The organism is Streptomyces diversicolor, assembly GCF_057537855.1.
In genome coordinates this window covers 95957-110706 of record NZ_BAAJXA010000026.1, presented here as the reverse complement: position 1 = coordinate 110706, position 14750 = coordinate 95957, and the positions used below count along the sequence as shown (strand labels likewise).

Below are 14750 nucleotides of genomic sequence, written 5' to 3'. Positions count from 1 at the left end.
GGTCTGCCGAACCGTCATGCCGACCCCCCAGCCCGCCCGTGCCGCCGTTCTCCCCCGCGCGGTGCGCGGCGCCCCGCCCCGCGAGCCGCCCGCCTCCCGCAGCAGAGTGTCAGCACGGGGCTCCTCGGCGGGCCGCACGCGGCACGGATTCACCCGGGGAACTCGCGTCCGATCCGGCGGTTGCCGCACCGGCCCGCCGGCCCGGTCAGCGGATGCCGGACGCCCCGCCTTCCGACCGCGGTCGAGGGCGTCCGGGGCACGGCCGACCCCACGGCGCACCGCCGAGGCGACGGCCGCGCCGAGCCGGACGCACCCGGCTCACCCGTGCCTGGTCAGCGTCGTCCCGCCTCGCGGAAGAACTCGGTGATGTCGTCGGCGAGCAGCGCGGGTTCCTCGTGGGCGGCGAAGTGGCCGCCGCGTGGCATCCGGGTGTAGCGGACCAGGTGGTAGCCGCGCTCCACCCAGGAACGCGGCGGCCGGCTGAGGTCGTGCGGGAACACGGCGATCGCGGTCGGCACCTCGACACGCTGCCACGCGTACCGGTATTCGAAGTACGGGCGCAGCGACGTGGCGATGGTGCCGGTGTGCCAGTACAGGCTCACCTGGGTGAGCACCTCGTCGTCGGTGAAGCGGGCGGAGAGGTCGCCGTCGCAGTCGCTCCAGGCGCGGTACTTCTCCGCGATCCACGCCAGCAGCCCGACCGGTGAGTCGGCCAGCCCGTACGCGAGCGTCACCGGCCGTGTGGACTGCTGGTGCTGGTAGCCGCCCTCGTCACGCTCCCAGCGTGCGACCTCGGCGAGATGGCGCCGCTCGTCGGGCGCCAGGTCCTCCTCGGGCACGGCGGGCGGGCCGGCCGCGGCGAGCACATGGATGCCGGTGAGCGATCGCGGGTAGGCCCGGGCCAGCCGGGTCGTCACACCGGCGCCGAGGTCACCGCCGTGTGCGCCGAACCGCCGGTATCCGAGCACGTCCCGCATCAACGTGTGCCACAGGTCGTGTGTCTGCGCGCCGTCCGTCCGCTGTGCGGAGAAGGCGAAGCCCGGCAGCGAGGGCACCACGACGTCGAACGAGTCCGCGGGGTCGCCGCCGTAGCGGCTCGGACGCGCCAGCCGGTCGGCCAGTCGCGTGAGTTCGAGGAACGTGCTGGGCCAGCCGTGGGTCAGCACGATCGGGAACGGGTCGTCGCCCTCACCGCGCAGATGCAGGAAGTGGACCTGCGTGCCGCCGATCGGCACGGTGAAGTGGGGCAGGCGGTTGATCGCCGCCTCCTGCGCGCGCCAGTCGAACCCGTCCGCCCAGTGCGCGGCGAGCCGTCTGATGGTCGTCGGCTCGGCACCGGCCGACCAGCCCGGCGCCGGGATCGGCGTGGGCCAGCGGGTCGTCGCCAGCCGGTGCCTCAGGTCCGCCAGCGACTCCTCTTCCACCCGCACGGTGAACGGGTGGGGTTTCATCGTCTCCATCGCGGCGCCGCCCTCACCTGTCGCTCGGCAACATCGGACCACCCCAGCAGCAAAACACCAGTGAACGCTAACAACGGTGTCGTGTCCTCGCAACACCGGCTTTGGCTTACAGTGGTGTCGTGAGCGGGCCGACAGCACACCTTCCCGACCTCCGCGTCGTGGTCGATTTCCTGAACACGCTCGACGAGCGGTCGTTCAGCCGGCACGGCGTGGCGCACGACGGCGGTGAGGCGCTGGACTCGCCGGGCGCGCTCTCCGCCTGGCTGGCGGACCATGCACTCGCCGGCCCACGCGCCCGGCTGGGCGAGCGCGATCTGGCCGCGGCCCTCGCGCTGCGCGCCGCCCTCCGTGCGGCCCTGATGCCCCGCGAGGGCCCGGCCGGCTCTGAGGTCGACGCGGTTCTCGCCGGTTTCCCGCTGCGGCTCACCCTCGCCGCGGACGGCACGCTCGGCCTCGGCCCGGCCACCGAAGGCCCTCATCCGGCCCTCGGCCGGCTCGCGGCGACGGTCGCCCTCGCGGTGGCCGACGGCCGGTGGCACCGGGTCCGGCTGTGTGCCGCCCCCGACTGCCGCTGGGCCTTCCACGACACCTCCCGCGGGGGCGCCGGCCGATGGTGTTCCATGGCCGCCTGCGGCAACCGGCTCAAGACCCGCGCCTACCGCGAACGACGGCACCACACCGCACCGGCCGAGTGACACCGCCCGCCCGGGTCGTCGCAACGCGTGCGCCTTTCACAATCCGGCCGACCGCTGCCCGTACGCGAGCCGCGACGCGGACTCCGGGCGGCGGCGCCCGCTCCAACGCCTCGCCCAGCAGGGTACGTTCGGGCTCATCGGTCGAACGCCCCCCGATGCCTCCGCCGTCCCGCTCATCCGTCGCCCCGCACAACAAGGGACGGGCCCGCACCGATCGTGCGCCTCCGGGTCATTGGCTACCGTGTCCCTTGTGCTTGTCCCCGTGCCCGTCCCTGTATCTGTCCCCGTACCTGTCCTGTCCGTGTTCCGGTCGCCTGCCTGCCGGGGGAAGGATTGCCACGCACGGTGAGATGCGCTGAGCCAGCACCGCAGCGGGCGGCGCGCCGCGGGCCGGGCGCGCCGGCCGGCACGGCCGCCCGGGGTGACCGCGGTGTTCGGTAGTTCGCCCCTGCGGGTGCCGGTGGGGCACGACGCCTCCCGGTGGCGCACCTTCCACAGCGAGCGGACGCTGGTGGTCGCCGCGCGCACCGTCACATCGACGGTACGGGTCCTGGAGGCGCTGCCCGCCGTACTGAACGGCGACGAGCGGGTGGCGGTGGTGTTCGCCCACGACCCCACCTCGGCCTTCAACGCCGGGGTCCTCACACTGCTCCACGAGGCCGGGTGCCGGGTCATGCCCTGGGAGCAGCTGACGGAGATCGCGCCGGACCTCATCATGACGGCGAGCGAGAACATCGCGGTGCCGGAGGGCGACTGCCCGGTGCTGGTGCTGCCGCACGGCGTGGGCTTCCAGAAACACGTGCCGGACTCCCGCAGCACCGGGGAGCGGCTGTCCGGCGTCGTGCCCGACGCCCTGCTGGAGGCGGGTCGCGCCTGGCTGGCCGTCTCGCACCCGGACCAGGAGCGGCAGTTGCTCGCGGCGCATCCCAAGACGGCCGGGCGCACGGTGCTCGTCGGTGATCCGTGCCTGGACGAGTTGGTGGTCAGCCGGTCACGGCGCGCGGTCCACCGGGCGGCCCTGGGGCTCACGGCACAGCACCGTCTGGTGCTGGTCAGTTCGACATGGGGGCCGACCTCGCTGCTGGGTGGACAGCCGGGGCTGCCCGCCCGGCTGCTGGCGCAGCTGCCCTGGGACGAGTACCGCGTCGCGGCGGTGGTGCACCCCAACGTGTGGGCCGCGCACGGCGCCTGGCAACTGCGCACCGTACTCGGCGACGCCCTGCCCGCCGGGCTGATGCTGGTGCCCCCGGTGCATGCGTGGCGGTCCGCCCTGGTCGCGGCCGACGTGGTGATCGGCGACCACGGGTCGGTCACCCTGTACGGGGCCGCGGCGGGCCTGCCGGTGCTGCTCGGCGCCTTCGGCCGGGACTCGGTTCCGGGGACCGCCGCCGCCGATCTGGCGGCCCGCGCGCCCCGCCTCGACGCGGCGGGCGATCTGCGCGGCCAGATCGAGGACGCGCTGCGCTCCCACTCGTCGCTCAGCTACGCCGAGGTGACGGAGCGGGCCTTCGCCGCGCGCGGGCAGGCCCTTGCCCGGCTGTGTACGGTCCTCTATCGGCTGCTGCGGCTCACCGAACCCGAAGCGGCCGCTCCGTCGGTGCGGTCCGTGCCGGTGGCCGACCGTCCGGGCGCCGAGGTCACCTCCTGGCTGGTGACCACGGCGCTGACGGCCGACGACGGGGAGCCGGTGGTCGGGGTACGCCGCTTTCCGGCCGCGGTGGGCACCCGGCCGGAGCCCGCCGAGACGCTGACGCGCTTCACGCATCTGGCGTGCGCGGACGACGAGCGTGACGGGCGGCTCGCGGAAAGCGCCTCGGTGGTGGTGTCCCGGCGACCCGCCGACCGCGCCGTCGAGGCGGTGCGCTGGATCGGGGAGACCCTGGCGCGGCTGCCGGGAAGCCTGCTGGCCGCCGTGCCCGTGCGCGGGGGCGGTGCCCTGGTCGGGCTGCGGGACGGCCGGATGGTGGAGGCCGTGGTGACGGGACCGCCCCTGGACGCCGGGCTGCCCGCCGCGGTCGTCTATACCTGTCTGCGCGGTGGAGTGGACGTGGACGGCGCGGTGGTGACGATGCGCGTCGGCGACCGGGGGCGGGAGGAGGACGTCGCGCTGCGGCTGCGCCCCGTACGCCCCGAGTGAACCGCGGACCGCTGCCGCCCCGACGCCTCCCGCACCGCCCGCGCCGGTCCGGTACGGATCCCCGCGCCCCGGTGCCTCCTGCACCACCCGCGCACGCCCGGTATCGGCCCCGCACCCCGGCACCCCCTGCACCACCCACACGCGCCCAGTACCAGCCCCCGCCCGCCGGCGCCCCCGCACCACCCGCGCACGCCCAGTACCGGCCCCGCACACCGGCACCCCTGCACCACCCACACGCGCCCACTACCAGCTCACGCCCGCCGGCGCCCCCGCACCACCCCCGCACGCCCAGTACCAGCCCCCGCACACCGGCGCCGCCACACCGCCCGCGACGTCGGCGTTCCGGTGGCCTCGGCAGGTGGTCCTCGGTCGGCTCAGCTCTCGGCGTCGAGGGCGTTCAGCCTCCGCCGCAGTTCTTCCGCCTCGGGGCTGCCGTTCGCGGTGTGAATGGCGAGGGCGCGGCTGAGCCACCGGCGTACGTCGGCGGTGCGCCCCAGCGGCTGGACGAGGTCGGCGAGCCGGCCGAGGGCCTGGGCCTCGTAGTGGCCGGCCCGCTGTCGGCGCAGTTCGTCGGCGGCCTCGCTCAGGGCGGCGACGGCCGCTTCGGTGTCACCCAGGTGGGCGTGGACCGTACCGATGGCGGCCGTCACGCGGGCGGCCATCCGCGGATCGGGTTCGCTGCCCGACAGCAGGTCCTCGCGCGCCTTGGCCAGGGTCGCCAGGGCCTGGACATGGTCGCCTCGGGTTTCCTGCGCGCAGCCGAGGAAGTAGGCCGCGATGGCGGCACCGCGGGGTTCCGCGGCGCGGATGTTGAGGTCCAGTGAGCGCCGGTACGCCTCGACCGCCCGGTCCGGTTCGGCCACGTCCAGATACCGGCCGAGGAACTCCTGGACCGAGGCCCGGAGCACGAGATTGCCGGTCACCTCGGCACGGGCGACGGCGGTTTCCAGTTCGGTGTGTGCCGCGGCGTACTCGCCGAGGTCCATCAGCGGCCGGGACAGCAGGCTGCGCAGCCGTGCCTCGGCGGCCGCCGCCTGTTCCACCTGCGCCGCCGTGGTGGCACTCGCCCCGGCGGCGGTGGCCGCGGCGACGCCGAGTTCCAGTGATTCTTTCCAGGCGCCCAGGTAGCGGCGGTGCAGGAACAGCACGGTGAACGCCTCGGCCAGCGGCCACACGAGATCGTGCAGCCGGTGCCGGGCGGCCTCCCGCAGCACCGCGAGGATCATGGTGCGCTCGGCGTCCAGCCACTCCAGGGGATCGGGTCCACCGGGCGCGGTGAACGGGTCGACGGCCTGCTCCAGCAGCGGCGACAGCGCTGCGATGCGCAGCCGGTCGCGTTTCACGGCCCGGTCCGCGAACGCGGTCACGGCCAGATAGTGGGTGGCCGCCCGTCGCACCACCGCTCTCTGCTCGGCGGCGGTCTCCTGCTGCGCGGCCTGCTCCCGGGCGTGCAGGCGGACCAGGTCGGGCATCCGGTGGCGGCCGTCGGGCGTGGTCTCCACCAGGTGGGCGGCGGCGAGCACGCGCAGCAGCCGCTGGGCGCCCGCCAGATCGGTGCCGGCGGCGGCCGCGGCGACGGCGGCGTCGACGGGACCGGCGGGCAGCAGGCCCAGCAGCCGGTACAGCCGCGCCGCGTCGGGTGCCAGCAGACGGTACGACGGCCCGAGCGCCGCGGACATGGAAAGCTCCTCCCCCTCCAGGGACAGCCCGGCGAGCCGGCCGGTCTCGTCGTCCAGTTCCGCGGCCAGCGTGGCGATGGTCGTGCCGTCGTCGCCCAACAGGCGGGCGGCCACGATCCGCAGGGCCACCGGCAGGCCGGAACACAGCTGGACCAGGCGCGCGGCGGCCTCCGGCTCGCCGTCGACGGCGTCCCGGCCGCACAGGTCCGCAAGCAGCGCGAGCCCGCCGTGGGTGTCGAGCGGCCGCACGTCGATCATCCGGGCTCCGTCCAGGGCGAGTTCCCCCAGGCGGCGGTGGCTGGTGACCAGCACCGCGCTGCCGGGTCCCTTGGGGATGAACGGACGGACCTGCGCCGGCTGGTCGACTCCGTCCAGCACCACGAGCAGGCGTTGACCCGCGGAGCGCGAGCGCAGCAGGTTGGTCCGTTCCGCCAGGGACGCGGGCATGAACTCGTCGGTGACGTGCAGTCCGCGCAGCACCATGGCCATGGCCTCGGAGACGTCCCCGCCCGGCGCGCCGGAGGCCGCCGCCTCGTCCTTCAGCGGTGCGAAGTCCACGTAGAGCTGGCCGTCGGGGAAGCGCGCGTGTTCCTTGTGTGCCCACCAGCGGGCCAGCGCGGACTTCCCGATGCCGGACAGGCCGTGCACCACGCCCAGCGCCACGGGCTGCCGCGGTCCGTCCCCCCGGACAACCAACGCCTCGTCGAGCCGGGCTAGTTCGGCCGTACGGTTGATGAACCGGGCGGTCACCGCGGGCACTTGATCGGGTTTGATCCGCCCGCCGTTCCCGGCGGGCGCCTGGACGTGGAAGGTGACGCCGCCGTAGATGGCGGAGCCCTGGAAGGCGGGGCCGTGATGGGTGCCGGCGAAGAGCGAGCCGACCACGGTGCCGGGCGGCGCCAGCTCCGTCAGCAGCCGCAGCAGTTCCTCGCCGCGGTCCGGATCGGTGGTCAGGATGTCGAGGATGCGGGCCTGCCAGTCGCCGCGCAGCCGGTCCTCGGCCTCGTCGTCGTGGGTGGAGCGCGCCGTCGCCAGCGCCTGCTCGGTCCGCCGCAGTTCCGCTTCGGCGGAGTCGGTCGCGCCGCGTCGGCCCAGGAGCCGGGCCAGCCGCGTCTTCGCCTGCTCCCACGACTCCGACACCATCAGCCCGACCAGCGTGGTCGCCCCCGATGCCGCGAGCGCCGCCAACTCGGCTTCCACCACTCCCCCTTCATCGTGCGGCGCCGCAACGGGCCCGTCGGCATCCACCGTAAGGAGATCATGCACCGTTGGACAGCCCGGCACGCACAAAGCGCCACGCCCGCCGCATCCGGGCTCCGCCGAGGGCGCACCGCCGGGCCACCGCTGCCGGGGACGCCACGGCTCACCGTACGACCCCGGCGACGGGTACGCGCCGGCTCCGGCCGTCGGCGAGGTCCCGGCCCGCTTCGGCGACGGCGGTGCGCTCGGCGTGGGAGAGGTCGCACAGCTGGGTGACGTGCATGTCACCCGGGCCAGCGGGGCGGAAGCGGACAGGTTGTGGCCGGTTCTTTGGGCACAATGGGCGGCATGCAGAAGACCTCGGCGCGGTTGTTGTCGCTGCTCTCGCTGCTCCAGGCCCGCCGGGACTGGCCTGGGCAGCTGCTGGCGGAGCGGCTTGAGGTCAGTGCGCGCACCGTGCGCCGCGACATCGACCGGCTGCGCGAGCTGGGCTATCCGATCGTGGCCGCCAAGGGGCCGGACGGGGGCTACCGGCTCGGGGCGGGCAGCCGGCTGCCGCCGCTGCTGTTCGACGACGACCAGGCCGTCGCCCTGGCCGTCGCGCTGCGGACCGCCGCCGCGACCGGCGCCGGGATCGAGGAGGCCGCGGCGCGGGCGCTGCACACCGTCCGGCAGGTCATGCCGGCCCGGTTGCGCCATCGCGTCGACGCCCTGGAGGTCACCGCGGTGGAGCGTGCGGGCGCCCGGCCGCATCCGCAGGTCGATCCGCAGGTGCTGGTGGCGCTCAGCGCCGCCGTCCGGGACCGCGAAGTGCTGCGCTTCGACTACTCCCCGGCCTACGTGCCGGAGGCGTCCGGCGCCGGACAGGCGGTGGCGCCGCCGCGCCGGGCGGAGCCGCATCACCTGGTGACCTGGGGTGCCCGCTGGTATCTGGTCGCCTGGGACCTGGACCGGGACGACTGGCGCACCTTCCGTGTCGACCGGATGGCGCCGCGTACCCCCACCGGGCCCCGTTTCACCCCGCGCGAGGTTCCCGGAGGTGATGTGGCCGCGTTCGTCGCCGGCCGGTTCCAGGGCTCCGACGGTTCCGGCGGCTGGCCGTGCCGCGGCGAGGTGATCCTCGACCTGCCCGCGTCCGTGGTGTCCGCCTACAGCCGCGACGGCATCGTCGAGGAACTGGGCCCCCACCGCTGCCGGCTCCTGCTGGGCGCCTGGTCATGGGTGGGACTGGCCACCAGCATCGGCAGATTCGACGCGGACATCCAGGTCATCGGCCCACCCGAGCTACGCGACGCCTTCACCCTCCTCTCCCACCGCTACGCCAACGCCACAACCACCCCACCCCCCTGACGACAGCAGCGCCCCGAAGGGGCGCGGAGAACCGCGCGCCCGGCCACCCACACCCCGCACACGACCGACCACACAACACCCCACCCCCGAACTCCCACCCACAACAACAGCGCCCCGAAGGGGCGCGGGGAACTGCGCGACCGGCCACCCACAACCCGCACAGGACCGACCGCATATCCCCGCCCCCAACGGATCGCTACCCCAGACCGATACGAACCGGCCCCCCGACAGCGGACACACCGCCAAGCACCCCGGAGGGCACGCGGAAGACCCGGCCGGGCGCGGCCGGCCAGGTGAGGGTGCGGCGGGCGAGGACCCGCCCGTCCTGCCGGACGGTCACCCGCGGGAAGCGGACGAATTCGTCGGTCCACAGCAGCAGCCGCCCCCGCGCGGGCGCCGGATCGCCGGGCCTGAGGATCTGCGGCGCGACCCAGCGGAACGGGGCGTCGGCGACCAGCCGGACCCCGTCGGCCGGGCGGGGGCGGCCGTTCAGATGGCCGATGACCTGCTCGGCGACATGCCGGCCGTCGAGGGCGGCGACATCGGCGGTGTCGACGGGGTGCAGCACATTGCCGGCGGCGAACACGCCGGGGCGGCTGGTGCGCAGCGCGGTGTCGGTGAGCGGGCCGAGGGTCCCCTCGTCGAGGGCGATACCGGCGGTGCGGGCGAGTTCGTGGTCGGGGATCCAGTCACCGGTGAAGACGACGGTGTCGCAGGCGACGGTGCGCCGCCTGCCGGTGTCGAGGTGTTCCAGTTCGACGGCCTCGCAGCGGCCCTTGCCGATGATGCGGGTGACCCGGCTGCGAGTGGCGACGGGCACCCGCAGCAGGCTGCGGCCGGCCGCGTTGAAGGCGGCGTAGGACTCGGCCTTCGGGTACTGGCTGATCATCAGGGCGGGGGTGCAGCCCGCTTCGCGCAGGGTGACGGCCGCGGACCAGCTGACGAGTTCGCCGCCGACGATGACGGCCCGTTCGCCGACGGGCTGGTGGTGGACGTGGACGAGGTTCTGCAGTTGGCCGGTGGTGTAGACGCCGTGCGGGCGGTCGCCGGGTACCCGCCGGGCGGTGCGCGGGCGTTCGCGGGCGCCGGTGGCCAGCACGACGGACCGCGGGCGGATCCGGTAGCGGCCGTCGGGGCTGGTGACGTCCACGGTGTGGTCGTCGGCCCAGCCGGTGACCATGGTGCGGGTGCGGATCTCCGCGCCGGCCCGGGTCGCCTGCCGTACGAGGTGGCGGGCGTAGGCGGGACCGGTCATCACGCGGCGCAGGTCGCGCAGCCCGTAGCCGGTGTGGTCGCTGTGCCGGGGGATGCCGCCGGCGGCCGGTTCCCGGTCGACGACGAGGACGTGGCCTGCGGCCCGGTCGGCGAGCGCGGTGGCGGCGGTCAGTCCTGCGGGTCCGCCGCCGATGACGAGGACGTCGGGGGTGATCAGGTGCGGCTCGGTCATCGGGGGTCCTTGTGCTGGCCGGCGCGGCCGTCGTGGGTGTGGTGCTGTGCGTGCAGCGCGGCGACGGCCGCGCCGCAGAAGAAGCCCTGGCAGCGGCCGTTCATGGCGCGGGTGCGCCGGCGCAGTCCCTCCAGGCTGCGGGCGGGCAGGGTGGCGTGGCAGGCGTCGCGGATCTCGCCTTCGGTGACCCGTTCGCAGAAGCAGACGATGGTGCCGTAGGCGGGGTCGCGGGCGATGAGGTCGGCGTCCTGGTAGGGGCGTGGGGATGCCTCGCCGATGTTCGGCATCCGCGGCGGGTCGGGCAGGTCGCCGCGGGTGCGCAGGGTCAGCCCGGCCGTTTCGAGGAGGGTGCGGGCGTGTTCGGCGATGGCGATGCCGGCGGTCAGGCCGGTGGAGCGGATGCCGCCGACGAGGAGGTAGCGCTGTTCGGGTGTGGCCTCGATGAGGTAGTCGGGGTGGTCGATCGCGGCGCGCAGCCCCGCGTAGCTCGCGGTGACCTCCTCGGCCAGCAGCCGTGGCATGAGGCGTTCGCCCTTGCTGAGCAGGAAGTCGAAGCCGTCTTCGGAGGTGGCGGTGTCGGTGCGGTCGGTGAGGTCTTCGGCGGTGGGGCCGAGCATGACGTTGCCGTAGATGGTCGGGGAGATCAGGACGCCCTTGCCGCGGGAGGTGGGCACCGGCAGGACGATCTTGTCGACCATGGGCCGGGTGAGCTTGTCGAAGACGAACAGTTCGCCGCGGCGGGGTGTGACGGTGAAACGGTCGTGGCCGAAGAGCCGGTCGATGTGGTCGGCGCCGAGTCCGGCGGCGTTGACGACCCAGCGGGTCCGTACGTCGCCTGCCGCGGTGTGCAGGACGGTCGTCCGGTCGTCCTGGTCGACGCCGGTCACGGCGTGGTCGAGCAGGATGGTGGTGCCGCGTTGCCGGGCGTCGGTGGCCAGGGCGAGGTTGGTGGTCCAGGTGCAGATGATGGATTCGTCGGGGACGGTCAGTCCGCCGAGCACGCCCTCGCCGAGGTCGGGAAGGGCGCGGTAGACCTCGTCGGCGTCGATGATGCGGCAGTGCTCGTAGCCGTTGGCCTCGGCCTTCTCCTTCAGCGCGGGCAGCGCGGCCAGTTCCTCGTCGTTCCAGGCCACCAGGACGGCGCCGGTGTGTTCGACGGGGATGCCGGTGGCCTTGGCGTAGGCGCTGAGCAGCTGGTAGCCGCGGGCCACCAGCCGGGATTCGAGTGTGCCGGGTTTCGCGTCGAATCCGGTGTGCAGGATCGCGGTGTTGGCCTTGCTGGTTCCGTCGCCCACGTCGTCGCGGGCTTCGAGCAGTGCGACGGAGATGTCGCAGCCGGACAGTTCGCGTGCGATCGCCGCGCCGACGATTCCTCCGCCGATCACCGCGACGTCGAAGACGCCGTCGTGGGGACGGTGGGGGGTGGCGGTCATGAGTGGTCTCCCTTGGCGGCGCAGGCCGTCGCGGCCTGCGCCCATGTGGTACGGAACTCCTCGGCCCGGTCGGCGGACCAGCGGGGTTCGTAGACGGTGGTCGGCCGCCAGTCGCCGACGGCCTCCTTGAGGGTGAGCGCGGGGTCGAGGGCGCAGCGGGCGAGGGCCGCGGCGCCCAGTGGGGTGGCGTGCGCGTGGGGGTAGATGTCGACGGGGATCTGGGCGATGTCGGCCTGGGCCTGCATCAGGGCGGCCGAGTTGGTCAGTCCGCCGTCCGCGCGCAGCCGGGTCAGGGGCCGGCCCAGGTCGTCCGCGACCAGGGTGCCCAGCGCGGCGACCTGGGCGGCGATGCCCTGGAGCACGGCGAGGACGAGGTGTTCACGGCGGGTGGCCAGGGTCATGCCGGTGAAGGACGCGGTGGCCTGCGGCGCCCACCAGGGGGCGGCGAGTCCGGCGAAGGCGGGCACGCACAGGACGCCGTCCGTGTCGGCGGCGACCAGTGAGTCCAGGTCGGTGGCCGCGTCGACCAGGCCGAGGTCCTGAAGCCAGCGCACCGCGGAGGCGACGGTGTAGACCTGTCCGTCCACGCAGTACGGGGTCTGTCCGGCCGCCTGCCAGGCCACCGACGTGGTCAGGCCCGCGCTGGAACGCACCGGGTTCAGGCCGGTGTTGGCGAGCAGGAACGCGCCGGTGCCGTAGGTGCACTTGGCGGTGCCCGGCTCCAGACAGCCCTCGGCGACCAGGGCGGCCTGCTGGTCGACGATCAGTCCGGCCACCGGCACCTCGGGGCCGAAGGCACCGGTGGTGCCGACGATCTCGTCGCAGGCGGCGATGCGTGGCAGCCGCTCCGCGCCGAGCCCGAACAGGTCGGCGAGCCGTGGGTCCCAGGCGGCGGTGTCAAGGTCGAGCAGGAGCGAGCGGCTGGCGGTGGTGGCGTCGGTGACGAACTCCCCGGTGAGCCGGTGCACCAGCCAGGTGTCGGTGGTGGTCACCACGCCGTCGCGGGTGAGGTTGCGGCGCAGCCAGGCCATCTTGGGCGCGGAGAAGTACGGGTCGAGGACGAGGCCGGTGCGCCGGGCGATGTCCGTGGCGTGGTCGGCGAGTTCGGCGCAGATGCCTTCGGCGCGCCGGTCCTGCCACACGATCGCCTGGGTCAGGGGCGCTCCGGTGGCCGGGTCCCAGGCGAGGACCGTCTCGCCCTGGTTGGCGAGGGCGACGCCGTCGATGGGCCGGCCGGCCTCCCGCACCGCGCGGCGGCCCGCGTCGAGGACGGAGTCGAGGAGTTCCCCGGGGTCCTGTTCGACGCCGCCGCCCGGCAGATAGCGGGGGCGGATGGTCTCCTCGGCGATGGCTACGGTGCCGTCCGCGTCGTCGACGACGATGGCCTTCGTACCCGAGGTGCCCTGGTCGATGGCGAGGATCGCGGTCATCGTGCGTCGCCTCCGGCCGTGGTGTGCGCGGGATTCGGCCCGGTGTCGGCGGCGTCGAGCGCCCGGTCGACGTCGGCCATGTCGGGCATGGTCAGGCCGTCGCGTCCGCGCCGGACGAGCAGACCGGTGAAGTAGAGGGCGCCGATCGCGAACAGGACCAGTACATAGGTCCAGGGGGCGCGGAAGGAGGCGTCGCGGAAGATCAACAGCTCGTACACCAGCCAGACGCCGGCGACGACCAGGACCGGGATCTCCCAGCGGCCCAGGGAGAAGCCCTGGGAGTCGGGCAGCGAGCGCCGCTTGGCCGCGTACATGGCGACGGTGCCGGCGTAGATCAGGGCGGGCAGCAGGGTGCCGGCGGAGAACAGCTGGAACAGCGCGTCGGTGGAGCGGGAGAAGACCGCGAGGATGATCTGTGCGATCAGCATCATGAACACGGAGGCGTTCAGCGGGGTCGCCGTGCGCCGGTCGATCCGCTTCAGCAGCTGCCAGCCGGGGAAGCGCTCGTCGCGTGACATGGCGTACACCAGGCGGGTGCCGCTCAGGGTGATCACCAGGCCGCAGGAGAAGATCGAGACGACGACCAGGACCAGCAGGATCTTGCCGACGACCGAGCCGAGTACGGCGGTGATCACGGTGGCCACCGGGGTCGCCGACGATCCGACCCCGTCGATCCGGCCGGCCGCGGCGGTGACCGCGACGAGGAACAGGAAGCCCAGGACGCCCAGGGAGAGCACGGCCTGGACCATCGCCTTGGGGATGACGCGGGCCGGGTCCTTGGTCTCCTCGGCGAGGTTGGCGGCCGACTCGAATCCGACGATGGTGAAGGCGCCCAGCAGGAAGGCGAGGGCGAAGGGTCCGGCGTGGGTGCCGCCGCCCAGCGCGTAGTAGCCGCTCTCCGGGACGGTTCCGGTGTCGAAGAGGTGGGCGAAGTCCAGCTTGCCGGTGAAGGCGCCCACGGCGAACAGCAGCACGGTCAGGGCGATCATGCCGATGAGTTGCACGGTCACGGCGGTGTTGTTGACCCGGTGGGTGGTGCGCGTGGAGGCGGCGACCAGGACGGCCTGGAGCAGGACCACACCGGCCGTGATGACCCAGGCGTTCTGTGTGGTGCCGACGTAGCGGAACAGCTCCGGCAGGATGGTGGAGGCGATCGTGTAGTCCACGGCGACCAGGACCACGCCCAGGAAGGCGAACGAGATCCAGCCCATGATCCAGCCCCACACCGGGCCCACGATGCGCGACACCCACTGGTAGGAGTAGCCGCTGATCGGGATGCGGGCCGCGAGGGCGCCGAAGACGAGGGCGATGGACAGCTGGCCGATCACGGAGATCGGCCAGGCCCAGATGCCCCGCGGGCCGGAGGTGGCGAGCACCGAGCCGTAGGTGGTGAAGATGCCGGTGGCGATGGACACGAAGCCGAAGGCCACGGAGAAGGAGGCGTACCAGCCGAGCTCTCGTGCCATGTGCTGCTGGGGCGCACCGCCGCCCGGGCCGTCTGTTCCCGGTCCCGTGGGACCTGTGTCTGTGTGTGCCATGACTCGTTTCCCTGCTCAAGAGTGCCCCGCGGTGGTTGCGAGAGCCAGTGGACGTGGCGAACCGAACAGCGTCGGTCTGCGGGCGGGCCCCTGGTGCGGGGTCTGCTGGGGCCTGTCTGCTGTGGGTGCGGCGGGCCGCGACGGTGCGCGCGGCCGTTGCCGTGGCGGTCGCCTCCCCATGACCGGCGCGGCATCGACCGACACTGACCGTTCCTGTGGGTTATTGACCGTGAGGTACTGGAAGTGTGGACCGTTGCCCGCTCGACGTCAAGGGTTGGAATCCGCGTAACCGCGATGACGTGGAAAAGCCCCTCCGCGGGCGGGCGCGGGGGTCGGCGGGCCGCACCCTAGAATGCAGTCACAGGTCCACAGAAACGGTCA

General features: G+C 73.8%; 9 protein-coding genes. 3 read left to right on the top strand and 6 right to left on the bottom strand.

Annotated features, from left to right (window positions below; translation table 11 throughout):
• Positions 1–332 precede the first annotated feature (332 nt).
• Entirely contained in the window at positions 333–1451 is a 1119-nt protein-coding gene (locus AC27LF_RS28400) for an epoxide hydrolase family protein (protein WP_479662983.1), read from the bottom strand.
• 128 nt (positions 1452–1579) lie between these two features.
• Between AC27LF_RS28400 and AC27LF_RS28395 the strand changes: the two genes are divergently transcribed.
• Positions 1580–2155 (top strand): CGNR zinc finger domain-containing protein, encoded by a 576-nt coding sequence (locus tag AC27LF_RS28395; protein ID WP_479656665.1) that lies wholly within the window; start codon positions 1580–1582, stop codon positions 2153–2155.
• Positions 2156–2585: 430 nt separating this feature from the next.
• A complete protein-coding gene (locus AC27LF_RS28390) occupies positions 2586–4292 on the top strand; it encodes a hypothetical protein (RefSeq protein WP_479656664.1) in 1707 nt (568 codons plus the stop codon).
• 374 nt (positions 4293–4666) lie between these two features.
• Here AC27LF_RS28390 and AC27LF_RS28385 read toward each other — a convergent pair whose 3' ends face one another.
• On the bottom strand, positions 4667–7171 hold the full coding sequence (locus AC27LF_RS28385) for an NB-ARC domain-containing protein (protein ID WP_479656663.1): 2505 nt from the start codon (positions 7169–7171) through the stop codon (positions 4667–4669).
• Between the two features lie 348 nt (positions 7172–7519).
• Here AC27LF_RS28385 and AC27LF_RS28380 point away from each other — a divergent pair, with 348 nt between their 5' ends.
• Positions 7520–8521, top strand: coding sequence for a helix-turn-helix transcriptional regulator (locus AC27LF_RS28380; RefSeq protein ID WP_479656662.1), 1002 nt, complete (start codon positions 7520–7522; stop codon positions 8519–8521).
• 196 nt (positions 8522–8717) lie between these two features.
• Here AC27LF_RS28380 and AC27LF_RS28375 read toward each other — a convergent pair whose 3' ends face one another.
• Genes AC27LF_RS28375 through AC27LF_RS28360 form a run of 4 tightly spaced genes read right to left on the bottom strand, consistent with a single transcriptional unit; the run spans position 8718 to position 14297 of the window.
• On the bottom strand, positions 8718–9968 hold the full coding sequence (locus tag AC27LF_RS28375) for an NAD(P)/FAD-dependent oxidoreductase (protein ID WP_479656661.1): 1251 nt from the start codon (positions 9966–9968) through the stop codon (positions 8718–8720).
• A complete protein-coding gene (locus AC27LF_RS28370) occupies positions 9965–11401 on the bottom strand; it encodes an NAD(P)/FAD-dependent oxidoreductase (RefSeq protein ID WP_479656660.1) in 1437 nt (478 codons plus the stop codon). Before AC27LF_RS28370 ends, AC27LF_RS28375 begins: the two co-directional genes overlap by 4 nt.
• Positions 11398–12831, bottom strand: coding sequence for an FGGY family carbohydrate kinase (locus tag AC27LF_RS28365; RefSeq protein WP_479656659.1), 1434 nt, complete (start codon positions 12829–12831; stop codon positions 11398–11400). The genes AC27LF_RS28370 and AC27LF_RS28365 overlap by 4 nt, the downstream gene beginning before the upstream one ends.
• Positions 12828–14297, bottom strand: a complete 1470-nt coding sequence (locus AC27LF_RS28360; RefSeq protein ID WP_479656658.1) for an APC family permease — start codon at positions 14295–14297, stop codon at positions 12828–12830. Before AC27LF_RS28360 ends, AC27LF_RS28365 begins: the two co-directional genes overlap by 4 nt.
• Positions 14298–14750 lie beyond the last annotated feature (453 nt).